The 25863-nt window shown below is 62.0% G+C and carries 20 protein-coding genes; 12 read left to right on the forward strand and 8 right to left on the reverse strand.

All coding sequences use genetic code 11. The features are described 5' to 3' along the window. Positions 1-24: 24 nt before the first annotated feature. A complete protein-coding gene (locus NJC40_RS23530; protein WP_253141801.1) occupies positions 25-2049 on the reverse strand; it encodes an ATP-binding protein in 2025 nt (674 codons plus the stop codon). Positions 2050-2268: 219 nt separating this feature from the next. Between NJC40_RS23530 and NJC40_RS23535 the strand changes: the two genes are divergently transcribed. From NJC40_RS23535 to NJC40_RS23550, 4 genes are read left to right on the forward strand one after another with little or no spacing between them, the layout of a single operon-like run. Further along, complete coding sequence (locus NJC40_RS23535; RefSeq protein ID WP_253141797.1) at positions 2269-5097, forward strand: TonB-dependent receptor; 2829 nt, start codon at positions 2269-2271, stop codon at positions 5095-5097. A gap of 60 nt (positions 5098-5157) precedes the next feature. Further along, positions 5158-7977: a M16 family metallopeptidase gene (locus NJC40_RS23540; protein ID WP_253141793.1), complete on the forward strand. Its 2820-nt coding sequence runs from the start codon at positions 5158-5160 to the stop codon at positions 7975-7977. Next, the gene (locus NJC40_RS23545) at positions 7974-8513 is read left to right on the forward strand and encodes an ATP-binding cassette domain-containing protein (protein WP_253141790.1); all 540 of its coding nucleotides are present in this window, start codon (positions 7974-7976) and stop codon (positions 8511-8513) included. Before NJC40_RS23540 ends, NJC40_RS23545 begins: the two co-directional genes overlap by 4 nt. Positions 8514-8553: 40 nt before the next feature. Next, a complete protein-coding gene (locus tag NJC40_RS23550) occupies positions 8554-8694 on the forward strand; it encodes a hypothetical protein (RefSeq protein ID WP_253141787.1) in 141 nt (46 codons plus the stop codon). Here NJC40_RS23550 and NJC40_RS23555 read toward each other — a convergent pair. From NJC40_RS23555 to NJC40_RS23570, 4 genes are all read right to left on the reverse strand, one after another. Continuing rightward, positions 8685-11072: a TonB-dependent receptor gene (locus NJC40_RS23555; RefSeq protein WP_253141861.1), complete on the reverse strand. Its 2388-nt coding sequence runs from the start codon at positions 11070-11072 to the stop codon at positions 8685-8687. The genes NJC40_RS23550 and NJC40_RS23555 overlap by 10 nt on opposite strands. Positions 11073-11192: 120 nt before the next feature. After that, complete coding sequence (locus NJC40_RS23560; protein WP_253141784.1) at positions 11193-12032, reverse strand: FecR family protein; 840 nt, start codon at positions 12030-12032, stop codon at positions 11193-11195. After that, a complete protein-coding gene (locus NJC40_RS23565; protein ID WP_045492420.1) occupies positions 12029-12553 on the reverse strand; it encodes an RNA polymerase sigma factor in 525 nt (174 codons plus the stop codon). The genes NJC40_RS23560 and NJC40_RS23565 overlap by 4 nt, the downstream gene beginning before the upstream one ends. A gap of 737 nt (positions 12554-13290) precedes the next feature. Further along, complete coding sequence (locus tag NJC40_RS23570; protein WP_045494978.1) at positions 13291-14025, reverse strand: FadR/GntR family transcriptional regulator; 735 nt, start codon at positions 14023-14025, stop codon at positions 13291-13293. A gap of 149 nt (positions 14026-14174) precedes the next feature. Between NJC40_RS23570 and NJC40_RS23575 the strand changes: the two genes are divergently transcribed. The 3 genes from NJC40_RS23575 (at position 14175) to NJC40_RS23585 (ending at position 16888) form a co-directional block, all read left to right on the forward strand. Then, entirely contained in the window at positions 14175-14900 is a 726-nt protein-coding gene (locus NJC40_RS23575) for a FadR/GntR family transcriptional regulator (RefSeq protein ID WP_253141781.1), read from the forward strand. A 177-nt stretch (positions 14901-15077) separates the two neighbouring features. Continuing rightward, entirely contained in the window at positions 15078-16100 is a 1023-nt protein-coding gene (locus NJC40_RS23580) for a FecCD family ABC transporter permease (protein WP_253141779.1), read from the forward strand. Continuing rightward, entirely contained in the window at positions 16097-16888 is a 792-nt protein-coding gene (locus tag NJC40_RS23585) for an ABC transporter ATP-binding protein (RefSeq protein ID WP_253111695.1), read from the forward strand. Before NJC40_RS23580 ends, NJC40_RS23585 begins: the two co-directional genes overlap by 4 nt. Here the strand turns inward: NJC40_RS23585 and NJC40_RS23590 are convergent. Then, a complete protein-coding gene (locus NJC40_RS23590; protein ID WP_045492429.1) occupies positions 16885-17559 on the reverse strand; it encodes an RraA family protein in 675 nt (224 codons plus the stop codon). The two genes, NJC40_RS23585 and NJC40_RS23590, sit on opposite strands and share 4 nt — an antisense overlap. Before the next feature lie 230 nt (positions 17560-17789). Between NJC40_RS23590 and NJC40_RS23595 the strand changes: the two genes are divergently transcribed. Beyond that, the gene (locus tag NJC40_RS23595; RefSeq protein WP_253141778.1) at positions 17790-18764 is read left to right on the forward strand and encodes a hydroxyacid dehydrogenase; all 975 of its coding nucleotides are present in this window, start codon (positions 17790-17792) and stop codon (positions 18762-18764) included. An 83-nt stretch (positions 18765-18847) separates the two neighbouring features. Next, positions 18848-20176, forward strand: coding sequence for an MFS transporter (locus NJC40_RS23600; RefSeq protein ID WP_045492433.1), 1329 nt, complete (start codon positions 18848-18850; stop codon positions 20174-20176). Positions 20177-20218: 42 nt separating this feature from the next. Here the strand turns inward: NJC40_RS23600 and NJC40_RS23605 are convergent, their stop codons facing one another. Continuing rightward, on the reverse strand, positions 20219-20908 hold the full coding sequence (locus tag NJC40_RS23605) for an IclR family transcriptional regulator (protein WP_045494983.1): 690 nt from the start codon (positions 20906-20908) through the stop codon (positions 20219-20221). Between the two features lie 245 nt (positions 20909-21153). Continuing rightward, positions 21154-22164 (reverse strand): AraC family transcriptional regulator, encoded by a 1011-nt coding sequence (locus NJC40_RS23610; RefSeq protein ID WP_253141777.1) that lies wholly within the window; start codon positions 22162-22164, stop codon positions 21154-21156. Between the two features lie 559 nt (positions 22165-22723). Here NJC40_RS23610 and antA point away from each other — a divergent pair. The 3 genes from antA to antC are packed head-to-tail and all read left to right on the forward strand — an operon-like array spanning position 22724 to position 25663. Next, complete coding sequence (gene antA, locus NJC40_RS23615) at positions 22724-24124, forward strand: anthranilate 1,2-dioxygenase large subunit (RefSeq protein WP_253141775.1); 1401 nt, start codon at positions 22724-22726, stop codon at positions 24122-24124. Between the two features lie 2 nt (positions 24125-24126). After that, a complete protein-coding gene (gene antB / locus NJC40_RS23620) occupies positions 24127-24618 on the forward strand; it encodes an anthranilate 1,2-dioxygenase small subunit (RefSeq protein WP_253141774.1) in 492 nt (163 codons plus the stop codon). Positions 24619-24637: 19 nt separating this feature from the next. Beyond that, positions 24638-25663 (forward strand): anthranilate 1,2-dioxygenase electron transfer component AntC, encoded by a 1026-nt coding sequence (gene antC / locus NJC40_RS23625; protein ID WP_253141772.1) that lies wholly within the window; start codon positions 24638-24640, stop codon positions 25661-25663. Positions 25664-25863 lie beyond the last annotated feature (200 nt).

Consider the following 25863-nt stretch of genomic DNA (forward strand, 5'->3'; position numbering starts at 1 on the left):
CGCTTGGCAGGGTTCAGCAAAGGTTCAACGATTGCGCTCAAGCATCTGTGCGACGCGGCTCGCCAGCAGGTCGAGGCTGAAGGGTTTGCTCAACAGTTGCATGTGCAGGCCGAGAAAATCGCCCCGATTGATCGCGCTTTCGGCGTAACCGGTGAGAAACAGCACGGGCAATCGGGCATGCAACTGCTGGATGATTTCCGCCAGTTGCCGGCCATTCATGCCCGGCAGGCCAACGTCAGTGATCAGCAGGTCCAGCGCCGTCATGCTGTCGAGCAGGCGCAAGGCCTCCTCAGCATGCTGCGCGACCACCACCTGATAACCCAGCTCCTGCAAAACTTCCTGATTGATCAGGCGCACCGAGTCGTCGTCTTCGACCAGCAGAATGGTCTGGCCATGGCCAGGCACCGCCACGCTGCTCAGTACCTCGCTTTGCGGTTCATGATTGGGGCATTGCGGCAGACTTATCGTTACCCGGGTGCCCTGGCCCTCGTGACTGTCGATGACCAGCCGACCACGGCTCTGGGTGGCGAAGCCGTAGACCATCGACAGCCCCAGCCCGGTGCCCTGGCCGATGGGTTTGGTGGTGAAAAACGGCTCCAGTACCTTGTCGAGCAAGCGCTTGGGAATGCCCACGCCGGTGTCGCTTATTTCAATGTGCGCCTCACCCTCGGACAGGTGGGTCGCAATGCTTAACAGGCCACCGTGGGGCATCGCATCGCAGGCGTTGATCACCAGATTGAGCACGGCATTTTCCAGCTGGTTGGCATCGGCCAGCACCCAGGGATCTTCGCTGCACAACTGGAAATCGACCCGTGTCTGCTCGGTCAGCATGCCTTGCAGCAATTGCCGCAGGGCGATGATCAGGGCATTGACCTGCAGGGGTTTGGCATCCAGCGATTGCCGCCTGGAGAACGCCAGCAGCCGCTGGGTCAGGGAGGCTGCACGCTGCGCAGAGTCGTAGGCGGCGTCCATGAAGCGCTCGACGCCGTCAATCCGGCCCTTGCCCAGCCGTAGACGAATCAGGTCCAGGGCGCTGATGACCCCGGTGAGCATGTTGTTGAAGTCGTGGGCGATACCGCCAGTCAACTGGCCGACCGCTTCCATTTTCAGCGACTGGCGCAGTTGCTCTTCGGCCTTGGCGCGCTCGCCGCTCTCGGCCTTGAGTTGCTCGATGGCGTTGTTGAGCGCCACAGTGCGGGCCTGGACCTGGATTTCCAGTTCATCGTTGAAGCGCCGAAGGGCCAGTTCGGCCTGCTTTTGCGCGTTGATATCGACAATCACCGAGGCCGCACCGATGATCTGCCGCGCCTCGCCAAACAGCGGAATGGCGCTGACCCGCATCCACGATTCGCTGCCATCTTCCAGGGTGTGACAAAAATCGATGCCGTTGACCGGCACGCCGCGCAGGGCCTGGGCGCCAGGGAACATCTGCGGTTCGATACGTCGGCCGGCGGCGTCGAAACCCAGCCAACGCACGGCGTTTTTCGCCGAACGTGACGGGATAACGTCATCAGGTACATAGCGGTGATACAACGGGTTGCGGATCAGGCTCTGGCCTTGCGCGTCCATGAAACAGACCCCGACCGGAATGTTCTCCAGCAGCGTATGCAGGCGCCCACGCTCACCGGCCAGCTCTGCCAGGCGATCACGCATCTGGTATTGCCGCTCGCGGCCGCGCCAGGCGGCGGCCACTACGCTGCGCAGGGTCACCAGGCTCAGCGGACGCTCGATCACCATCGCATTGGCGATCCAGACCGGCAGATCAAGCGGCGTGGCCGATTTACCGGCCGAGAGCAGGATGACCGGAATTTCCGACCAGTCAGGCTGGCCGGTCAGAGCCGCCGCGAGGGCTGTCACATCACCATGTAGCACCTGTTCGCCGAGCAACAGCAAACCGGTCCCGACACCGATTCGCGCGGCCGCCGCAGCGGCACTGTCGTGCAGCTCCAGCTCATAACGCTCGGCAAACAGCGTGCGCAGGTCGGCTGCCTCGACCGGGTCCGGGGCACAGATCAACAGGCGCGTAGCCTGTCCGGTTTCACAGACCAAGCGAGAGGTCCTCCATGCACTGCACCTCAAAAATCAATGATGCCGCCCTTTCGACTGGCTATTCGATCAGGAAAAAACCGATTGGTTGAGCGCGTAATGAAAATATTTTCAGTTTTTTCTGAAAATTCTTTTCGCTGCGCCGTCCTTTGCCTCGCAGCAACGACGAGATCAATTCTCATTCAGAAAAACAAGGCTCTCCGGAGCCTGTGGGGACATCGGATGAAACCGACTTATCAGCCAGCCCAGCGTCTGGCCCTGGCGATACGCAAGCACTTTAGCACTGGCGCACTGGGGCTGTGCCTGGCCGTGAGCAGCCAGTACCTGGCAGCCGCACCCGGCCAGGCAGCCCGCGAGCCCATGCTGCAGGCCCGGCACAGCTTCGACATCTCGGTGCAGGAGCTGGCCAGCGCGCTGATCAGCTTCGGTCAACAGAGCGGCTTGCAAGTCACGATGGACCCGGCCCTGCTCGGCCAGCGCTACAGCCAGTCGGTAGTCGGTGAGATGAGCGCCGAACAGGCCCTGCAAAGGCTGCTGCGTGGCAGCGGGATTGGCTGGCGCTTTGAGCAGGGTACGCTGGTGTTCAGCCTGGAGCCCGGCGCACGGTTCGATGCGCCCATGGAGCTTAACAGCACCGTGGTACTCGGCACCCCGCAAGACAACGCCTTTCAGGGTGAGACGGTGATCAACCGCAAGGCGATCAAGGCCTTTCCCGGTGCCAACGGCGATATCACCACATTGCTGCGCATGCACCCCAGCGTGCAGTTCAATAATGCCCAGCAAAGCTCCAATGCCCCCGGTGAAATCGACCCGGCCGATATCAGCATCAATGGTGCCAAGTACTACCAGAACAACTTCATGATCGACGGGATCTCGATCAATAACGATCTGGATCCCGGTGAACACAGTTACGGCTCGATCCGCCAGTTCGATTCACCGCCCAGCCGCTCCCATGGCATTGCCCTGGACGCTGACCTGCTTGAAGAGGTGCGGGTTTACGACAGCAACGTCCCCGCCGAATATGGCGGTTTCAACGGCGGTGTGATCGATGCCATTACCCGCAAACCGAGCCGTCAACTGCACGGCAAACTCTCGGCCTCGATGACCCGCTCGCAGTGGACCCGTTACCATATCAACGAGGCCGACCGGGAAAATTTCGCCTACTCGACCGACGAGCAGTATCAGCCAGACTTCGAAAAAACCACCGTGCGCGGCACGCTGGAAGGACACCTCACCGATGACTTCGGTGCCATCGTGAACTTCTCGCAAAAGCGCTCGACCATTGGCCTGAACGCCAATGACAACGGCTACAGCAGCAGTACCGCGATGGCCAATCAGGATCAGACCCGGCGCATCGACAACTACCTGATCAAGACTTACTGGAACGTCAGCGACCGGCTGAGCCTCGATACCTCGCTGACCTACGCCCCACAGGAGAACTATTACTTCTTTGCCAACCGTATCAATGGCGGCTTCGTCAATGAAAGCGGCGGCTGGCAAGGCAGCCTGAAATCGGTCTGGAGCGACGACACCTTCACCTGGACCAACAAGCTGGCGTTGACCAATGTCACCAGCTCGCGCGACTCCGATTCCGATTACTACATCAACTGGTACTACTCGGACGTGAAAAACTGGGGCAACCCCGACAGCAATACCGCCCGCAGTGCCGAAGGCAATTATGGCGATGTCGACCAGACCCAGCGTGGCGCTAGCTGGACCTCCAAGGTCGACTGGCAACCGCTGGAGTTCGCCGGGCTGGAGCATCACCTCACGGTGGGCATCGACCTGTCACACCAGACCGCGACCTGGGAGCGTCTCAACGACGCCATGTCCGTCGGCACGCTGATTCGCGACAACGGCACCCGTTGCGACAATAACGATAGCCTGTGCTCGATTGGCCACCTGATCAACGGAAATACCAGACAGTACGCCACCCGCAGGGTGGATTACAGCGCTGGCAAGATTGAAATCAGCGAAACCAAGTATGCGCTGTTCATGCAAGACACATTCTCGATCGGTGACCTGACCCTGCGCCCCGGTGTGCGCCTGGAAGGTGACGACTACATGGAAAAGAAGACCATCGCACCGCGCTTTTCCGGCGACTACGACATCTTCGGCGACCGCAGCAGCGTGCTGGTATTTGGCGCCAACCGCTATTACGGCCGCAACCTTTACAAGTATCGCCTGGCTGACGGACGCGGCGCCCTGCAAACCAGTTGGGCACGCAACAGCCAGACCGGCACCTGGACAGGTACTCGGTCACAGAACCTGAGCAAATTCTCGACCCTGGATATTCCCTATGACGATGAACTGACGCTGGGTCTTGAACAACGGTGGCTGAACAGCCAGTTCAGCCTCAAATACGTGTATCGCGAGGGTAAAGACAAGATCAACCGGGCCTATGGGCGCGTGCTGGGCGTGCCTGCCGAACCAGGCTATGACACCAACTACTTCAGTTACACCAACGAGGGGTCGAGCAAAAGCGACAACGTGACGCTGACAGTCACGCCCCTTGAAGAGCTCAAATGGCTGGGCAGCAGCACCAGCCTGCAACTGGCCTTGAACTGGCAGCGCACCCGAGATGCCTACGGCAACTACGACGACGCAATTACCGCCGAACTGCTTGACAACGACAAGGTGATGTATGAAGGCCGAGTGATCGACTATATCGATCTGCCGGCCAACAACTTCAACCGACCGTGGAGTGCGCGCCTGACCGCGATCACCGAAATCCCGCAATTGAACCTGACGTGGAGCAACTTCCTGCGTTACCGGGGGGCCTACGACCAACTGATCGCCACCGGCGACGATGTCACGGTCGACGGGCAAGCGTACCAGCTGTTCGAAACCGCCCGCGTCAAAGCCGCCCCGACCTGGGACATGCGAGTGGACTGGGAGCTGCCTACCGGCAAGGACCAGGCGCTGTTCATGGCGGTGGACATCACCAACGTGACCGACAAGGTCAACCCGATTATCAGCAGCGGGTCGTCCGCCAAGACCACCTATGAAGTCGGCCGCCAATACTGGCTTGAGGTCGGCTACCGCTTCTGATCGCCCGACCCTTTGCCCAAGCAGGGGCGCAAAGCCCCTGCCAAGACTGGAAATAACCTGATGAAAACAACAATCGCGAGCCTGTGCGGCTTGCTGTTGCTGGGCGGCTGCGCCCGGCTTGCGGTGGACGACCAGGCGCAGACCTGGGACCCACGTGTGGTACGCGGCCAGTTGCCCAACGGCCTGGAATACCGCCTGGTGCGCGAGACCTCGCAACCGGGGCGTATTGATGTGCGCCTGACCGTGCGCGCCGGCTCTGTGGATGAAAGCGCCCGGCAGGTCGGTGTTGCGCACCTGGTCGAGCATCTGAATTTCTATAACCACGGCAACGCCACTGACGACATTCGCCAGCGCATGAGCCAATGGGGCTGGGTCTCGGGCCGCCATTACAATGCCGTCACCAGCTACGACCGCACCCAGTACCTGCTCAGCCCAAGCGGCGGCGCGGCGCAAACCGAACAGGCCCTCCAGGCGCTGGCCACCCTGAGCCTGGCAGCCGATTACAACGCGGCCGATCTGGACCGCGAACGGCCCATCGTCATTGAAGAATGGCGCGGCGGCCTGGGCGTGGCGCAACGCATGAACGATCAGCGCACCGCTGCCCAGCGCATCGGCTCGCGCTACCCGCAGCATCGCACCATCGGCAACGAAGCGGCGATCCGCAGCGCCAGCCTGGAGCAGCTCAAGGCCTTCCAGCAGCGCTGGTATGCGCCCAACAACATGATTCTGACCATCGTCGGTGATATCGACCCGGCCGCCCTGCCCGCACGTATCAAGCACTGGTTCGGCAACGCTGCATCGGTGCCATTGCCTGACCGAACCTGGCGCGAACTGACGCTGGACGAGCAACTGAAGATCGTGCGCCTGCAAGACAGCCAGAGCGGCAGCAATCAGCTGGCCCTACTGTTTCGCCTGCATGAACCAGGCAGCCGCGCAATAACCCATAGCGGCGCACGCGAGCGGCTGGTCGACCGCCTGACCCTGGCGGTGCTGGTCGACCAGTTGCGCCGCCAGCCACGTGATGCGGGGGTACGCAGCCTCAGCGTGCAGAAGAACCAGATCGGCGAATACTCCAGCGTGCTGGGCATCGCCGCCGGCGTCGAGGCTCAGGGCCATGACAACGCCCTGCGTCAGCTGTTGAGTGAAATCGAGCGCCTGCGCCGTTTCGGCCTGTTTGAGGCGGACATGCAGCGCGAAAAGAGCCGCATCCGCGAAATTGCCCAGAGCATGCTGCGCAACGACCCGCAGCGCAGTTTCGAGCAGTGGGTCAACCACCTCAACGACGCGGCGGTCCAGGACCGTCTGGTGATGGACAAGCACCAGATTGCCCGGCAGTACCTGACGATGCTCGACACCGTCAGCCTCGATGACCTCAATCAGCGCTTCAAGCGCTGGACCGACAGCGCCGACCGGGTACTGCAGTTGACCGCACCCGCCGACCAGAACCTGCCGCTGCCAGGCCAGGCCGAGCTGCAGGCGCTGATGGCCGACGTGCGCAAGAGCACACTCCAGGCACCGCAACCGCTGCCGGCCCAGACCCATGAAGTGCAGGCCGCACTGCCGGCCCTGCCGGCGGTCGGCGCCAGCGGCAAGGTTGTCGAGCAACGCCGTTATGACGCAGAAAACGTCGAGTACTGGCGGCTGAGCAACGGCGACCGGCTGGTCTGGCTCAAACAGGCTGCCGCCGACGGCGGTATGCTCATGCAGGCCATGTCGGACGCCGGGTTTCACACTGGAGAGATTCCGGGCTGGCGCAGTCAGGTGGCGGCCCAACTGGGCCAGCAACAAGCACCGCAGGGCTGGAGCCAGGTGCAGTTCAAGCGCTGGCAGCGTGAACAGGGCATTCAGTTGACTCATGAACAGGCCGCCGATCATTGGCAGGTCAAGGTCTCGACCTTGGAACAAGCCAAAGACCTGCCAGCCGCCGAGCGTTTGCAGGCCATGCTACACAGTTACCACCTGAGCCAGGCTGCGCTGGTGGTCGATGAACAAGCGTTGCAACAGCCTCGTGAACAACTGATGGACCAGGCGGCGCCCAAACGCGAGAGCGTTCGCGCTCAGCAGCAACAGACCCTCAATGCCCTGCGCCATGCTGCCGGGCACGATCAAGTGCCCACTGTCAGCGAGCTGGAGCAGCTCAGTGCCGAGCAGCTTGCCAGCGACTGGCAGCGCCTGACCCAGGCGCCGGTCACCCATTACCTGTTGGCCGGTGTCGATGCTGCGGTCTTGCAGCCGCTGGTCGAGCAACACCTGGCCAGTATCCCGCGCGGCGCCGCGCTGCACAGCCAGCCGTTCAGGCAGCGCAGCGGCCGACACGTCAAAACCCTGGACATCGGTATCGAGCCACGCACCCAATGGCAGGCCTACAGCTACCGCGAACAACCCTGGACACCGGAGGACGCCGCACGCATCTCGGCCCTGCAACCCCTGGCCCAGGCAGCGTTGAAGCAGCAGCTGCGCAGTGAAGCAACGGGCGTCTATTCGCTGACCTTCGAAACCAGCCTGGACCCGCGCAGCCAGCGCATCGAAACACGGCTGAACTTCTACACCGACCCGGCACGGGCCGACGAGCTGTGGCAACGGGCGCGCCAGACCCTGGCCCAACTACCCGAAACCCTGGACCCACTGGCAGTGACCAAACTACGCAATGCTCTGCTACGCGACGAACGTGCCCGGCGCAGTGACGCCCAGACCCAGTTGCGCCGGCTGATCCTCAGCGATCAACAGTGGGGCGACCCGCGCTACCTGAGCCAGCAACAGCAACTGCCCGAAGCCCTGACCCACGCCGACCTCAAGCGTCTGGCCGGTCAGCTGTTCGATGAGCGCAATATGGTGCTGCTGCGCCTGAATCCGGCACCTGCCGGGGTGGCCGGGCGATGAAGACCCTGCGCATCTTTTGGACGCTGGCGCGCCCCTACTGGCTGGACCGCCGTCAGTGGCTGTCATGGGTGCTGTTGCTCAGCGTGATCGGCCTGGGCCTGATGGTGGTGCAGATCAACCTGTGGATCAACGCCTGGAGCAAGACCTTCTACGATGCGCTGGGCGAGTTCAACACCGCAGCGCTGTACGGGCTGATGCTGCAATACAGCCTGTACATCGGCCTGTACGTGATTGCAGTGGGCCAGTTTCAGCAAGCCATCGACGCGACCCGCGGTCAGAGCTGCGATTGCCCACGCGGCGCAGTGCTGCGGCTGGACAACCTGAGCGTGCAACTGCCCGATGGCCGGTCGTTGCTGAACAACCTCAATCTGGTCGCCGGCCCCGGCCAGTGGCTGCGTCTGGAAGGCCGCAGCGGGCTGGGCAAATCCACCTTGCTGCGCACCCTGCAAGGTTTGTGGCCCTGGTACCGCGGCCGCTGGCAACTGCCTGGGCATCGCCCGCGCCCTGCTCTACGCCCCCCAGACCCTGTACCTTGACGAAGCCACCAGCCAGCTTGACGAGCCAGCGGCCTGCCAGTTGCTGACCACCCTGCGCCAGGCACTGCCCGACACGCTGGTGGTCGGCATCAGCCATCAGCCCGGCGTGGCCCGGTTATTCACCCGCACCGTTGCCTTACAGGGACAATCCAGTTCGCAGCCAGCGCCGGCCTACCACTGATGGCTGTAGCCAACGGTCAGCACCGTACCCGGTGCTGGCAGGTGGCTGGTGTTGTTGCTGCTGCGCATCAACTGGCTGTACAGCGGGTAGTAGTCACGGTTGAACAGGTTCTGGATGCCAACGCTGATCTGATCGTCCGGGCTGAGTTTGTAACGGCTGATCAGGTCGACTGTGGTGTAGCTGTCCACCTCACGACGGCCAAAGCTGGCCTGACCGTTGAGGCGATAGTCTTGGCTGCCGATGTAGGTGGCCTGCAAGCGATTGCTCCATGCCTCGCCTGGCTGGTACTGCACGTAGGCGGTCAGCTTGACCGGCGGCACCCGGTAGCCGGTCATGTCCTGCCAGTCGCCGTTGGCCGGCTGCTCGCGGCCCTTCATCCAGGTAAAGGTGCCGCCCACACCCCAGACCTCATCGCTGGCCAGCCAGTCGGCGCTGGCCTCAACACCATGGATACGCTCTTTGGTGCGGGTCAGGATCAGACCATTGTTGAAGCTCTGCACATCGCCGAGTTTCGAGGTGGTATAGAACAGCGCCAGCGACGCCAGGGTCTGGCTGCCCAGCGCGCCACGCCAGCCCAGTTCATAATTGTTGGTCTTGACCGGCTCCAGATCGGAAGCACTGATATCGAAACCGCGCCGGGCGTTGCGCATCTGCACCCCGATATCCGGCAACTGGAAGCCCTGGCTGAACGCGGCGTAGATTTCCTGGCCGGCGACCGGCGAATAGACCACCCCGAGGTTGCCCAGCAAGTCGTCATAACGAATCTTGCCGCCATCGATGCTGGCCGGGCTGGCATTGCGGATTTCCGAGAGCGGTATGAAATCACTGAACTCGGCGGTGGCGTACTCGTAACGCAAGCCGCCATCGATGGACCAGTGGTCATTGAAGCGGTGCTGCAACTGAGCAAACGCGCCGGTACTGATGGTGGTCAGGTCAGGCATGTAGGTCAGCCGGCCGACCTTGTCGAAATGTCGCGCGCCGCTGGCGTCATAGGCGGCCGCGTCAAAGATATCCAGCGGCATGTCGCTGCGCTCATGGTTGAGGTCAGCGCCCCAGACCAGTTCGGTGCTTTCACCCAGCGGGGTGCGCAGGGTCAGGCGGCTGCCGAAGATCTCACTGTTCTGCATCACTTGGTCGACAAACCGCCCACGGGTCGCCACCGCCCGTGCATCGAAGGGGGTGAAGCGGGTGTAGTAGTCGCGGTAATAGACTTGCGCCGCCAGCCTGGAGCCCCACAGGTCATCATGCTCATAGCTGAGGTTGGCCAGGGTGTTGCGGATCTGGTTCTGCTCATCGAGCCGCAGGCCATCGAGCAACCGGGCCGGCACCGAGCCTGGCGGTAATGCCGCCACCGATGGATCGGAACCGTAGTCACTGTCCTGCTCAGCGTGGTAATGGCTGACCGCAAGTTGCAAACGCTGCTGCTCGTCCAGACGCAGGCCCAGTTTGCCGCCGATGTTCCAGGCATTGGAGTCAAACAGATCGCCCTGGCTCGGCTCCGGTGCGATCCGCCGGCCGTTGGCATCGAAGGCGCCACCGATATGCCGGGTACCAAAGTCCAGAGCGTAATCGACCACGCCCTGGGAACCGGCGACATAGTGCTGCAATTCGCCGCCCAGGCTGTCTTTGTCAAGCTGGCTCAGCGAAGCGTTGCCACTCAGGGTGGTCTGCGCACGGGGCTCGCCACCGGCCGGGCGAGTGGTGATATTGACGATCCCGCCAGTGGCACCGGCGCCGTAGATCGCGCTGCTGCCATGAATGACCTCGACCCGCTCGATCAGTGCCGGGTCAAGGCTGGCAAGGTTGCGCGAAGAATCACGGTTGGTATTGAGCGGCACACCATCGACCAGGACCAGCATGGTCCGGCCTCGCAAGGTCTGGCCGTAATCGGTGATGGTCCGGCTGGAGTCGGCCATGCCGGGAATGCTCTTGGCCAGGACACCGGCCAGGTTGTCGCTGCCGTGGCGCAAGGTCTGTAATTGCTCACCCTCAATGACGTTGACCTGCCGGGCCTGAGGCACCAGCTGGCTGGCGGTGCGCGAGGAAGTGACCTCCAGCGGGGCAAGCTCGACCTGGCGGGTGGCCGAGGGTGCGCCAGGCAGCGCGGCAGATGCTTGAGCCGGCACCACAATGTAGGTGTTGTCATCCTGCTGGCGGGCCTCAAGGCCGCTGTCACCGAGCAACTGCTGCAGGGCCTGGGCAGTGGTGTAGCGCCCGCGCAAGGCGGCGGCCTGCCGACCGCTGACCACGTCGCTGGACAACACGATCTGGGCACTGGACTGGCGGGCCAGAGCGTTAAGCGACTGCTCCAGCGAGGCGGCCGGCAGGTCGAAGCTGAGCGGCTCGCCAGCCTGGGCCAACGACGACAAGCCAAGCATCAGGCTGCTGGCCAACAGGGAAAGACGCAGGGTCGGGGTGGTCACAGGGGCTTCTCCAGAAAAGACAGGGTTCCTGAAGACAGCCGCCACAGCAGGCACGCAACCCTACCTGCAACGGATTTATTTTTTCACAGCGCGGCGGTTCAGCACTGGCGAGCCATCGGCGGCGCGGCTCAGCTCGACCGGCAGAACCTTGGGCAGCAGGCTCAGCAGAGAGTCCAGCCGTTGGCTGTCGAAGCTGCCGGTGACCGGCAGTTGCGCCAGGCCCGGGTCGCCAAGCGCAATTGGCAAGCCAGTGTGGCGTTCAATGGCATCGAGCACTTCGCCCAGCGGCGTGCGATCAAACACCAATCGGCCTTCAGTCCAGGCGCCGACTCCCTGGACATCGACTGCGCCGGGTGCAGTGACCCGGCCATGGCTGACCAGCACCTGCTGGCCCGCCACCAGTGCCACGGCGCTGTCTGCGCCTGCCACCCTGACCTTGCCCTGCTCAACGCTGACACGCGCATCATCGCCATGCCGGCTGACGTTGTAACGGGTGCCCAGCACGCTGATCTGCGCGGCACCGGCCTGTGTCTGGAATGGCCGGTAAGTGGCCGGCGCGACCTCGAACAGCGCCTGACCGGCCAGCAGCTGCACACGGCGGCTGCGCAGATGCCAGCCCACCGTGACCTGGCTGGCGCCATCAAGGGTCACGACGCTACCATCGGCCAGTGCCAGGCGCTGCACCTGGCCACGGGCAGTGGCGTACTGCTCGGTGCGATAGGCCGGGTCCAGCCACCACAGACCGGCGGCCAGACCGAGGATCATCAAGCCGATGCCAAGGGTGGCGGGCGCCGGCCGGCGGTTTTTCTTCACCGGTGAAGGCAGCGGGAAACGCTGCTTGAGTTGCTCGCGGTGGCGGGCGATGGCGTGCTCGGCAGCCGTCGGTTCAGCGGGTTGCGAAACGGGTCGGGTCATGAAGAGACGCTCGTCTGGTCCAGCCATTGCAGGCACTTGCGCATGCCCACCTTGAGATGCTTTTCCACCGCCTTGACGGAGATCCCCATCCGCTCGGCCACTTCCTGCTGCGACAGCTCATGGAGTTTGTGCATCACGAACACCTGCTGGCAACGCAGCGGCAAGCGTTCGATGGCCGCGCATAACTGTTCCAGTTCGACACCTGCCGCATGGTGACGCTCCGGCCCTGGCGCCTGGCTGTGAATGTCGGGCAACTGCGCCTGGTCGTCGACCCACGCCTGGCGCCGGCGCTCGCTGCGATAGTGGCTGACAGCGCGGTCATGGGTGATCTTGCGCAACAACGCCAAGGGTACTTTGACGCCGTCCTTTTCTGGCGCTTCGAGCAGTTGCAGGCACACATCGTGGACCACTTCACGCGCCGCATGCCGGTCACCGAAACGGCGGCGCAGCGAATCCACCAGATCGTCATAGTGATGAACCAGCCAGGCAACCAGAGTCGATGGGGTCGGTGTACGGGACACAATCGCAAGCCACGCAGTGAACGGCTCGCAAATATAAGTGAGAACTCTTTTCAATTGAAGCTTTAGTAGCGATTTGTAATCGCCACCGCAAAACCTTGTGTGGCGCGCTGGCTCTGATGAGCCAAGACACCGCCCGACAGCCTCGCAGGCCGCGCCAGAGCCTTTCACCTTTAAAAGTCATCATACAATCACGAGATCTTTATCCCTTTTTCTCCGCCCAAGCGACGAAAAAAGCATATTCACAGCGAGAAAAAATAGATTATTACAAATGTCATCACACAACACGGGTTGACATATCCCCTTTAAGACCCGAATAATCGGCCCACGTTGTATGACAACTTACGTTGCAAGGCCCCCAATAATTACAAGCAGGCCACCATGCCCCTTACCCGCATCTACATCGAGCAATGCATTTTTCGCAGCGTCATGCCTGTACTCGCGATCGCTCCTGCGCGGCCCCGGCTCGTCTCACGTGGACCTGTTTCCTTTTCGAGCAGTCGGGTGCCTCCTCGCACCCGTCACAGCGGATCAGTAGTGGCGACGCTATCCAGGCTGTTTTTGCTCGCTTTACCCACGGCACCTCTAAAAACTACCTGCTGGCTGGACGCCTGCGGCGCTACGCGCGCCATCGCTGCGCTGGCTGCCTCGCCCAGGTTTTTAGAGGCACCCTCGTTTTTAGAGGCACCCTCCAGCACCACCAGCAGCAGCCTGCCCTGTCAGGCGTGGTGTGCAGCCGCTTAAGGCGCGTACTGCGCCTGAGTCCTGCGCAGCCTCATGCGGCTGTTGTTCAAATGCAGGTACATCGCCGCACGGGCGGCATCGGCATCGCTGTTGGCGATGGCATCAAAGATTTGCCGATGCTCATCGTTGATCCCCTGCAGGTACGCACGCCGGTCGCTTTGCCCGGTGTAGGCGGAGTTCATCCGGGTTCGCGGAATCAGCTTGGTGCCCAGGTGCTTCATGATGTCGATCAGGTAAACATTGCCGCTGGCCTTGGCGATTTTCAGATGGAACTGGAAGTCGGCATTGATGGTGCTGCCGGATTTCTCCGGACCTTCGAGCAAGGCGTCGAAGGCGCGTTTGAGCTCCTGCAGGTCCTCGGGGCTGCGCCGCTCGGCAGCCATGCCGGCGGCTTCGACTTCAAGGCTGAGGCGAAACTCCAGAAGGTTGAGTACGTCAGCCAGGGTGGCGATGGTCGCCGGCCCCACGCTGAAGCCTTCCGGGGCCGGCATGTCCAGGACAAAGGTCCCGACCCCGTGACGGGTTTCGACCAGCCCGGCGGCCTGCAGGCGCGACAGGGCATCACGCACCACCGTGCGACTGACACCTTCGGCCTGCATGATATGGACTTCGGCGGGCAGTTTTTCCCCACGCTGCAGTTCGCCGCTGCGCATCCGCTGGGCGAAGCGGTCTACCAGGCTTTCGGCCAGGCGGCGATGGTTCTTTTGCGAGATCAGGAGGTTGTCGGACATTGCAGCCTCGTTTTTGTCGAATGCGCGAGTATAGGCCGGCATGCTGGCAAACATGTGAAAAGGTCGTCAGACCACCGGTCCTTCATTTAGCTAAAATACCTCATCAGTGCGGTTATAATCCGCTCCCCTACAGGATCCGACCCATAGACATGGACCACTCTTCTTCGCCTCCAGGGCAGCGCAAGAAAAACCTGACCCAGCAACTGGTTGCCGAGTTTTCCCGCAAAATCCGCGAAGGCGAGATCCAGAGCGGCGAAAAGCTGCCTACCGAGCAAGTCCTCACCCGCGAAAACGGGGTCAGCCGCACGGTAGTGCGCGAAGCCATGGCACGCTTGCAGGCCGAAGGGCTGGTAGAAACCCGCCACGGTATTGGCACGTTCGTGGTCGATGCCACGGCCCCGCGCAGCGCGCTGGCCGACGCGCCACCACAGGCCGCCGGCAGCCCTCTGGATGCGACCGCCATTCTTGAACTGCGCCTGAGCCTGGAGCCTGAAGCCGCCGCGCTCGCTGCCCGGCGGCGCAGCACCGAACAGCTGGCGAACATCGAACAGGCGCTCAGCGACCTGCAGAACTGCGCCGCGCGTGGCGCAGACACGGTAAAGGCCGACCATGAGTTTCATCGCAGCATCGCGCTGTGCACCGACAACAGCTTTTTCATTGATGTGATGAACCAGCTGGGCAGCAGTATCCTGCCACGTGTCGGCGTCGGTTTCGGCAATCTGCCGGTCGCGGCTGACAGCGGCGACCCCGGCGCCCAGACCCGCGAGCAAGAGCAGATCTACAGCGCCATTGCCCTGCAAGACCCGGAGGCCGCCAGGGCCGCCATGCGCCTGCATTTGCGCAACGGCCTGCTGCGGGTGTCGGGCAAACATTAGGCTGCCCATTAGCCACTCACTGGCAGATCGTTTACCATGCCAGCCCGCCGGTTCAGCCAAGGCTGACCGGCAGTCGTCTGGCTGCCTGCGCAAAGGCCATGTCCCTGCCCTCCCCCTCTGTGTGTCTGTACGTATGAGCTACCCACACCCTGTCGCCAGCTGCGCTGATTCGTGCCAATGAGGCTGTCGATTCTGGCGCTGCATGTCCTCTGGGTCAGCGCGTTGTTGCTGGCAGCCGTGATTGCCGGTGCCGCGATTGGCGAAACCCGCATCAGCCCCGAGGCGGTCAGTCAGATTCTGGCCAACAAGCTGTGGAATGCCGGTTACCCGGTGGACCCCATCGATGAAGGGATCATCTGGAACTACCGCCTGACCCGTGCGATTGTCGCCGCGGCCTGCGGTGCCGGGCTGGCTATCTCCGGGGTGGTATTGCAGTCGCTGCTGCGCAACCCGCTGGCCGAGCCCTACTTGCTGGGTATTTCCGCTGGCGCCTCGACCGGCGCAGTGCTGGTTGCCCTGCTCGGTATCGGTGCCGGGGCCATTTCACTGTCGGCCGGCGCATTTGTCGGCGCCATGGCCGCCTTCGCCATGGTCGCGTTGCTGGCTCGCGCCTCACAAGGCGCTGCGGCTGCCAGTCATATCATTCTTGCCGGGATCGCCGGCTCTCAGCTTTTCAATGCGCTGACCTCGTTCATGATCACCAAGTCGGCCAGTTCCGAGCAGGCCCGCGGCATCATGTTCTGGCTGCTGGGCAATCTCAGCGGCGTACGCTGGCACTCGGTGGCCCTGGCGGTGCCGGTGGTGCTGGTCGGGTTGCTGGTCTGCGTCTGGCATCGGCGGGCGCTGGATGCGTTCATGTTCGGCAGCGACTCGGCGGCCTCGCTGGGCATTGCGGTACGGCGGGTACAGATCATGCTGATTGGCTGCGCGGCGCTGGTGACCGCGGTGATGGTCTCGATCGTCGGCTCGATTGGCTTCGTCGGCCTGGTGATTCCCCACGCCATACGCATGCTGGTTGGCGTGCGCCACGCCCGGCTGATACCGCTCAGCGCCTTGTGCGGGGCGTTGTTTCTGATTGCCGCCGATGTCCTGTCGCGTACCCTGATCAAGGGCCAGACCCTGCCCATCGGGGTCATTACCGCACTGATCGGCGCACCGGTTTTTGCGCTGATTCTGATTCGCGGCAACCGCTCACGATGAACGCCTTTTCCACACCACTGGACACCCCGGCGCTGAGCTGCACGGCGCTGAGCTATGGCATCAAGGGCCAGCTGCTGTTGCAGGAGGTCAGCCTCAGTGTGATACCGGGAGAGACCCTGGGCCTGGTCGGCCCCAACGGCTCGGGAAAATCGACTCTGCTCAAGCTGTTGTCCGGCATCCAGGCGGCGTCAGCTGGCGACGTGCAGTTGGGCGGCGAGCCGCTGCAGAAGCTGGGACGACGCAACGTTGCCCAGCGCTTGGCGGTGGTCGAGCAACAGGCGCAAACCGCCGACCACATTACGGTGCGCGATGTCGTGGAACTGGGACGAACGCCCTGGCTGTCGGCACTGCAACCCTGGGGGGCTGATGACCAACGAATCGTCCAGCAAGCGATGACCGATGTAGATCTGCTGCATCTGGCCGGCCGCCAGTGGCAGACGCTGTCCGGCGGTGAACGCCAGCGCACGCATATCGCCCGTGCCCTGGCCCAGCAACCGCAAGTGCTGCTACTGGATGAGCCGACCAATCATCTGGACATCCAGCATCAGCTCAATATTCTCGGGCGGGTCAAGCGCTTGTCGCTGACCACCGTGATCGCCCTGCACGACCTGAATCAGGCCCTGGAATGCGACCGCCTGGCCCTGCTCCACAACGGACGGCTGGTGGCGCTGGGCAAACCACTTGACGTGTTGACCCCGGAACGCCTGCGCAGCGCCTTTGGCGTGCAGGGCCACTGGCTGACCGACCCGCTGGACGGCAGCCAGATCCTGCGTTTGCGCCCGCTTTAAGGCAGTTGGCAGCCCTTCTTCTTCAGGCTTTCGATCACCCAGGAACGGTCATTGGTGCCCTCGGCAATCTGCTCCAGCTGTTTTTGCTCGGCACCGTGTTTGGCCGCCGCACGCTCGTAGACCTCAGCGACCTGGTCGTAAGGTACACACAGCAGGCCGTCTTCATCACCGATCACCAGGTCACCGGCCTCGATCACCATGCCGTCGATGGCAATCGGCACGTTGATTTCGCCCGGCCCATCCTTGTAAGGACCGCGGTGCGAGATACCGGCAGCGAACATCGGGAAATCACCGGCACCGATGGCGCCTGCGTCACGAATCGCACCGTTGATCACGATACCCGCCACACCGCGCTTGACCGCGTAGGCCACCATCATTTCACCGATCAATGCGTTGCTCAGATCGCCGCCGGCATCGACAACGATCACGTCGCCTGGCTGGGCGATGTCGATTGCGTAATGCAGCATCAGGTTATCGCCCGGCCGCGCCTTGACGGTCAGCGCAGGACCGGCCAGCACGCCTTCGCGGTGCATGGGGCGCAGTCTGGCGCCACCGGCTGTCATGCGGTTCATCGAATCGCTGACATTGGCAACCGGCACCTCGCGATAGCGCTCAACCCATTCGGCACTGACTTTGCGGGCCTGCTCCAGCACTCTGAATCCAATGCTCATTCTGATGTTCCTCTGTTGGTCTTGTAAGGGAATCTTCGCGGGCAAGCGAAGCTATTTTCAGAATGTCATTTCATTTTTTATATTTCAATAGCGATAAAAGCAGAATATCGAGCTTTAAAAATAACAAAACAGGTTATATTGAAACGTCATTCTATTGTGTTAGGGTATTCATCGTCCGACCGTTGCCCACCGGCAGCGTCTGAAGACACCGACAACAACAAGGTGTAACCATGACCCGTACCATTGTGCTGACCGGCCCGGCACTCACTGCCGAAGCCATGAACCACGCTGCCGCCCATGGCGTCAGAGTGATCCCGACCACGCCGTATGCCGCCGACGAACTGCTCGCGGTGATCCGCGCCGAACAGCCGGATGCAATCATTGTTCGCCAGGGCAAACTGACCCGCGAAATGATCGAAGCGTCGAGCAAGCTGTCGATCATTGCCAAGCACGGCGTGGGCTACGACACCATCGATATCCAGGCAGCGGCCGACAACAAGGTGCCGGTCACCATCGCGCTGGGCGCCAATGCGCAATCGGTGGCCGAGCATGCCTTTGCCCTGATGTTCAGCGCGGCGCGCCAGACCGCGCTGCTCGATGCGCGGATGCGCGACGGTCATTGGGACAAAACCACAGCCAACGGCGTGGAGCTGTTCGGCAAGACCCTCGGCCTGGTGGGCCTGGGTTCGATCGGCGGGATCCTGATGGATCTGGTTGCACCGCTGCGCATCAAGGTCAAGGTCTATGACCCCTTCCTCAAACAGTTGCCCGAGCGCGAACATGTCGAACGCGAGGAAGACTTCGATCGCCTGCTGCAAGATTGCGACATCATCAGCCTGCACTGCCCGCTGACTGACCACAATCGCAAGTTGTTCGGTGCCGAGCAGTTCCAGCGCATGCGCCCCGCGAGCCTGTTGATCAACACCGCCCGTGGTGAGCTGATCGATACCGAGGCACTGATCCACGCCCTCAGCGAGCGGCAGATTGGCGGCGCCGGCCTGGACACCTTCCACCCCGAGCCATTACCGGCCGACAGCGCGCTGTTCGGCCTGCCGAATGTCGTGGTCACCCCGCACGTCGGTGCCAATACCACCGAGGCACGTGACCGGGTCGGCCTGCTGGCCCTGCAACAGATTATCGGCCTGTGGAACGGCAGCGCGCCCGAGCCACGTGCGGTGGTCAACCGTCACCTGCTTGACAACTGATTACCCGCAGCGTTAATGCGCTCCTGACGGCCGATGCCAGGGAGCGCCCGTGATACTCCATAAAAACAACAGCGGAGAGTCCCATGACCTCAGCCACTGATTCGCCAAGCGAGCTTGAACGCTCAACCATGCGCCGGGTTGCCTGGCGCATCCTGCCCTTCCTGATCGTTTGCTACCTGATCGCGATCATCGACCGCGGCAACATCGGCATGGCCGCGCTGCAGATGAACGAAGACCTGGCGCTGTCCGCCAAGGTGTTCGGTTTCGCCAGCAGCCTGTTCTTCTTCGCCTACTTCCTGGTTGAAGTGCCCAGCAACCTGGCCATGCAAAAGTTCGGCGCCAGGATCTGGATCGCCCGGATCATGATCACCTGGGGCCTGATCTCGGCCGGTACCGCCTTCGTCCAGGGCGCCAACTCACTGTACGTGATGCGTTTTCTGCTCGGCGCCGCCGAAGCGGGCTTCTTTCCCGGCGTGTTGCTGTACCTCACCTACTGGCTGCCATCGGCGTATCGCGGGCGCATGGTTGCGCTGTTCATGGTGGCGATTCCGGCCGCCAACTTCATCGGCTCACCGCTGTCAGGCCTGTTGCTGAGCCTCGATGGCTGGCTGGGCATGCGCGGCTGGCATTGGCTGTTCATCCTCGAAGGTATTCCGGCCGTGCTGCTGGGCATCGCCTGCCTGTTCGTGCTGACCGATAAACCCGAGCAGGCCAAATGGCTGACTGACGAGCAGCGCAACTGGCTGGTCCAGCGGATCGCGCAAGAGAACGCCGGAAAAAAAGCCATCGGCCACATGTCGCTGTGGAAACTGCTGCGCCACAAGGACATCTGGGTCATGGCGCTGATCTATTCCGGTGCGTCGGCAGCCGGCAGCACCCTTAGCGTATGGGGTCCGCAACTGCTCAAGTCGTTCGGGCTGACATCCATGGAAGTCGGCCTGGTCAACGCCATTCCTTATGGCCTGGCGTCGGTTCTGATGATCGTCTGGGGCCGCAGTTCGGACCGCTCCGGCGAGCGTCGCTGGCACACCGCGTGTACCCTGCTGCTGATCTCGGTCGGCTTGTTGATGACCCTGTTCACCACCAACCTGGCCTTGACTGTGTTGATGCTGAGCCTGGTACTGATCGGTGCCTACTCGATGAAAGGCCCGTTCTGGGCGTTGGCGTCGGGCTGGTTGTCGTCATCGACAGCGGCAGCGGGCCTGGCGGCCATCGGCGCAATGGCCAATCTGATCGGTGGCGGCATCATGGTCAACGTCTATGGCGCGATCCATGACGCGAGCGGCAGCCACTCGCTGGCACTGATGCCACTGGCGGCGCTGTGCGCGGTGGGTGCATTCCTGGTGGTGGTCATGGGCCGCAAGCGTCAGGCCGAAGCGGCTGCCCAGGACAAGGCAGCCACCAGCCACTAGCCAAGTGCAACAGCGAGCAGCCGCTATCGGCGCTGCTCGCGATCAGCCCTTGCAGCCCAGACTGCGCATCAGGGTCTGAGCCGCTTCATGCAACTGCCCCTGCACCGTGCGTGCATAGTCTTCGGTCAGCCGGCTGGCCGGGCCGGAGACCACCAGGGCGCCGACGATTTCATGTTGAGCGTCGTAGATCGGCAAGGCCATGGAGGCTGCATGCGGGTCGGTCATGCCACAGGAGTAGAATGCCACCTCCAGCGCAGCGCCTTTCTCGAACGGCGTGCGCAGCGCCTGGGCCCCGGCCGCGTTGTCCATCGGCCGCATGTCGCCCGGTTGCAGTTGCATGCGCAGGCGATGCGGTGAGTTGACCCGGTACTGGCACAAGCGATATGCGCCGTGGCGTACGTAGAAGGATGTGGTTTCGCCGATGGCGTCGGTCAACTGGTGCAGCAGCGGCATGATGTGCCGCTCCAGGTCCAGGGCGTCCTGATACACCGCATTCAGGCGCATGACTTCACTGGCCAGTTGATAGCGGCCGTCGGCCATGCGGTTGATCAGACCGTGGGTTTCCAGTGAGACCATCAGGCGCATGATGGTGCTTTTGTTCAGTGCGGTGCGGTCGGCGAGCTCGACCAGGCTCAATGCGCCATCCCCGATGCGAAAGGCCGTCAGCACGGTCAATACCCGGTCGGCCGATGCGACCCCGCTGACCGCCGGACGCGGTTTGACTTTTACCATCTTGCACACCTCGATTCTTGTGACCCGGCAGTCCAGCACGGGGCAATTTTGGCGGGGATTATCCGTCATGCGGCGTATCACCGCCATCGTCGGTGTGGCTTTGGCTATTACTGCGAACGCGCCGCCGTCTTCGCTAGCAACCGGAGCGCCGGCCGGCTGCTCCCACAAAGGTATGCAGCGCCTAACTGAACAGTATTGGCTGGGCTGCGATCAACGGCTACTGCGCTTTGTGGCCCAGCGTCAGCTCAATGCGCCCCAAACCTCTGTTGTTCAACCCGCTGCCGGGTCATGGTTGGGGTTTCGTTGAACAGTTTGCGGTATTCGCTAGAGAACCGGCCCAGGTGGCTGAAGCCCCATTCCATGGCGATGACCGAGATGTTGCGTGAGGCGCGGCTTTCCAGCAATTCCTGGCGTACGGCGCTGAGGCGGTATTTTTTCAGGTAGGCCATGGGCGAGAGTTCGAAGTGTCGGCGGAAGGCCTCGAACAGTTTGAAGCGTGACACCCCGGATGCCGCCTCGATGTGCTCCAGATGCAGTTCGTCGCGGGCATGGGCGTGGATGTAGTCGCGGGCGCGGATCAGGTAGTGCGGCAGGCGCACTTCCAGGTTTTCACGCAGTTGCGCTGAATAGTTGTTCGGCTGCGAGAGGATCAGGCCTTTGACCAGCGCGCTTTCCAGGTCGCGGCTGAACAGCGGCTGGCTATACAGATCACCGAGCTCCATTTCATCGATGAAGTGCCGGGCCATTCGCCACCAGGAGGCGGTCGCGCCGTTGACCGCGTCCATCCGGGCGCTGAAGCGCAGCGCTTCATGAAGCGGCCGCTGCAGCATGTCTTCCAGCGTCTTGTGCATCGCTGCGCGACTGATCACCACCTGCAACTTGCGACAGTCACCCGTGATGTTCAGCTCCTGGCTCTCGTTGGGGGCGACGATCAGGCCGTACTCACGGTCCGAATGCAGCCGTTCACCGGCCTTGAGCAGCTCCTGCTCACCACTGAGCGGCAGGCTGATGCTGAAGCTGTTAAAGCTGTCCGGGTCGGCGATGCCGACGGTGACATCGGTGCCGTACTCGATGATCCCCAGGGTGGTGGACATCGAACGCAGTACGCTGGCGCTGTGGCGGAACTGGATGCGCCCTGGCCGGCTGGCGACCAGTTGATGCGGCCCGCAGATGTTCGACATCCACGAACGGGCCCCGGCAAGATCGAAATGATCGGCATGGATACCACGTAACTGTGATTCAGGCTTCGGATTCATCACGGCACTCTCAGGCTTGTTTTTCTGATGCGCGCTCTGCGGCACGTCTGGCGTTTCTTTAATGCAAGCAATGCAAGGCCCAGGCCACGGGCAATGCTGATCTAACCATAACTGACTATCCGGATAATGTTCGCCAACATTGCGGATAGGCCCGCCTGATCGCAAAACCTTCAGGGCTTTTCCAGGCCCCCGCGTTAGAGCCGTTGCTGCGCCATAGAGCAGCACGCCAGGGCCTTCGCGCTGCAACAGCGTGCAGTGCCAACCAGAGACGCCCGCTCACTGGCAAATGGGTAAGACCGACACAGCACTGTTACCGCCGCCCTGCTGCCGAGTGGCAGGTGCTGATTTTACGGATAGCAATCGCCGACAAACCGGCCTGAACAACCCGTAGATTCGGTGCTATTCGCACCCGCCCGATATCCATTTGCCGCACAAATTTTATGGCCTGCGTTCGTGCACAAAGCGGATAGACCCTGTAGCGCGCTGATTCGTTAAATGGCCCCAACCGAGGGGCCTGAACCGCCCCTGCCGAATCGCCCGATGTGACAGGTACACCGCAATGAACCAGACAAGAAGCGTCGACCAGTGGAAAGCCTTCATCAATGGCTGCCTGGATTTTCGCCCCGTAGAGGGCGTGTTCCGCATCGCCCGTGACATGTTCACGGAACCGGAGTTGTTCGACCTGGAGATGGAACTGATCTTCGAGAAGAACTGGATCTACGCCTGCCACGAGAGCGAGATCGCCAACAAGCACGACTTCATGACCATGCGTGCCGGCCGCCAGCCGATGATCATCACCCGTGACGGTGAAGGTCAGTTGCACGCGCTGATCAACGCCTGCCAGCACCGCGGCACCACCCTGACCCGGGTGATGAAGGGCAACCAGAGCACCTTCACCTGCCCGTTCCACGCGTGGTGCTACAAGAGCGACGGCCGGCTGGTTAAGGTCAAGGCGCCCGGCGAATACCCGGAAGGCTTCGACAAGGCCACCCGCGGCCTGAAAAAGGCGCGCATCGAAAGCTACAAGGGCTTTATGTTCATCAGCCTAGACGCTCAGGGCACCGACAGCCTGGAGGATTTCCTCGGCGATTCGAAGGTGTTCTTCGACATGATGGTCGCTCAGTCGCCAAGCGGTGAGCTGGAAGTGCTGCCGGGCAAATCGACCTACAGCTATGACGGCAACTGGAAGCTGCAGAATGAGAACGGCCTGGACGGCTATCACGTCAGCACCGTGCACTACAACTACGTGGCCACCGTGCAGCACCGCCAGCAAGTCAATGCTGAAAAAGGCAACGCCAGCAGCACCCTGGACTACAGCAAGCTCGGCGCCGGCGATGCGCAGACCGACGACGGCTGGTTCTCGTTTCATAACGGCCACAGCCTGCTGTTCAGCGACATGCCCAACCCCACAGTGCGCCCCGGCTACGCCACGGTGATGCCACGTCTGGTCGAGGCCTACGGCCAGGCCAAAGCCGAGTGGATGATGCACCGCCTGCGCAATCTGAACATCTACCCAAGTCTGTTCTTCATGGACCAGATCAGCTCGCAGTTGCGCATCGTACGTCCAGTGGCCTGGAACAAGACCGAGATCATCAGCCAGTGCATCGGCGTGAAAGGCGAATCCGACGCCGATCGCGAGAGCCGGATTCGTCAATTCGAAGACTTTTTCAACGTATCGGGCATGGGCACGCCGGATGACCTGGTGGAGTTCCGTGAAGCCCAGCGCGGCTTCCAGGCGCGCCTGGAACGCTGGAGCGATATTTCCCGCGGCCACGGCAAATGGGTTGAAGGTCCGACCGCCAACAGCGAAGCGATCGGCATCCAGCCGGTGCTGACCGGCACCGAATTCACCCACGAGGGCCTGTACGTCAACCAGCACAACAACTGGCAGCGCTTTCTGCTTAAAGGTCTGGACAAGCAAGCCTGCGAACAAGACGCTTTGAAACTGCGCGAGGTGTGAACATGAATCCGCAATTGCATTACCAGATCGAGCAGTTTTTCTTCCGTAAATCCGAGCTGTGCGACGCCCAGGACTGGGACGCATACCTGGCGCTGTTCACTGAAGACAGCGAGTTCCACCTGCCGCAGTGGGAGTCCGAACACAGCTATACCAGCGACCCGAAAAAAGCCATGTCGCTGATCTACTACGCCAACCGCTCAGGCCTGGAAGACCGGGTGTTTCGTATCCGCACCGGCAAGGCGGCCTCGACCATCCCGATGCCACGTACGTTGCATAACGTCAGCAATATCCGGATTGCCGAACAGCCCGGCGGGCAACTGCAGGTCAGGCTCAACTGGCACACCCTGTACCACCGCCTGGGCCAGAGTGAGCAGTTTTTCGGCCACGCCACCTATCACCTGAAACCTGTGGCCGACAGCTTCCAGATCACCCGCAAACACGTGGTGCTGCTCAACGACACCATTAACTCGGTGCTCGATTTCTACCATCTCTGATGACGCGGATGCCCGAATCATGAGCCACAAAGTCGCGTTCAGTTTTGCCGATGGCAAAACCCTGTTTTTCCCGGTGCAGGGCAATGAAATCCTGCTCGATGCCGCACTGCGCAACGGTATCAATATCCCGCTCGATTGCCGCGAAGGCGTGTGCGCGACCTGCATGGGCCGCTGCGAATCCGGCCAGTACAGCCTTGATTATGTCGATGAAGAAGCGCTGTCAGCCCGCGACCTGGAACAACGCAAGGTACTGACCTGCCAGACCCGGGTGCAGTCCGATGCGTCGTTTTACTTCGACTTCGACTCCAGTTTGTGCAGCGCCGCAAAGCAGGTGCAGGAACGCGCGGTGGTGAGCCACGTCGAGCAGGTCTCACCCAGCACCGCGATCCTGCATCTGGACGCCGACATGGACGGCCGAACCCTGGACTTCCTGCCCGGTCAGTACGCCCGTCTGCAGATTCCCGGCAGCCAGGCCTGGCGCTCGTACTCATTCGCCAGCCAGCCCAACGCGAACAACCGCTTGCAATTTCTGATTCGTCTGCTGCCTGACGGGGTGATGAGCAATTACATCCGCGAACGCTGCCAGGTCGGCGACGAGATTCACTTTGAAGCGCCGCTGGGTACGTTTTACCTGCGCCAGATCGAACGCCCGCTGGTGATGGTGGCCGGTGGCACCGGGCTGTCGGCGTTTCTCGGCATGCTCGACCAACTCGCTGAGCGTGGCGGCTGCGGCCAGCCGGTAACGCTGTATTACGGCGTGCGTCAGCAGGCTGATCTGTGTGAACTGGCGCGCATCGAGGCGTATGCCGAGCGCATTCCCGGCTTCAGTTTCATTCCTGTGCTCAGCGAGGCCGGCGAGGCCTGGCCGGGCCGGCGCGGTTATCTGGCCGAGCACTTCGACGCTGCTGCACTGCGCGAGTCAGCGTTCGACATGTACCTGTGCGGCCCACCGCCGATGGTTGAGTCAGTCAAGACCTGGCTCGACGAGAACGCCCTGGACAACGGCCATCTGTATTTCGAGAAATTCACCGAGAGCAACACCTGAACCAGACCTGAGCCCAGACCGGCGGCGCCAGACCCGCCGGCTGCACCACCGAATCGGCACCACGTTTGACCACTGCCCACCCCCAACAACAACCAACAGGCCGCAGCAATGCGGCGCTGCCTATCTACAGGCGGCAAACAACACCGCAATAATGATAACCACTCGCATAAAGACGCCATTGGCTGCGATCCGGCAGCTAT

Origin of the sequence: Pseudomonas sp. 21LCFQ02 (assembly GCF_024129895.2) — a bacterium.
Taxonomy (GTDB): Bacteria; Pseudomonadota; Gammaproteobacteria; order Pseudomonadales; family Pseudomonadaceae; genus Aquipseudomonas.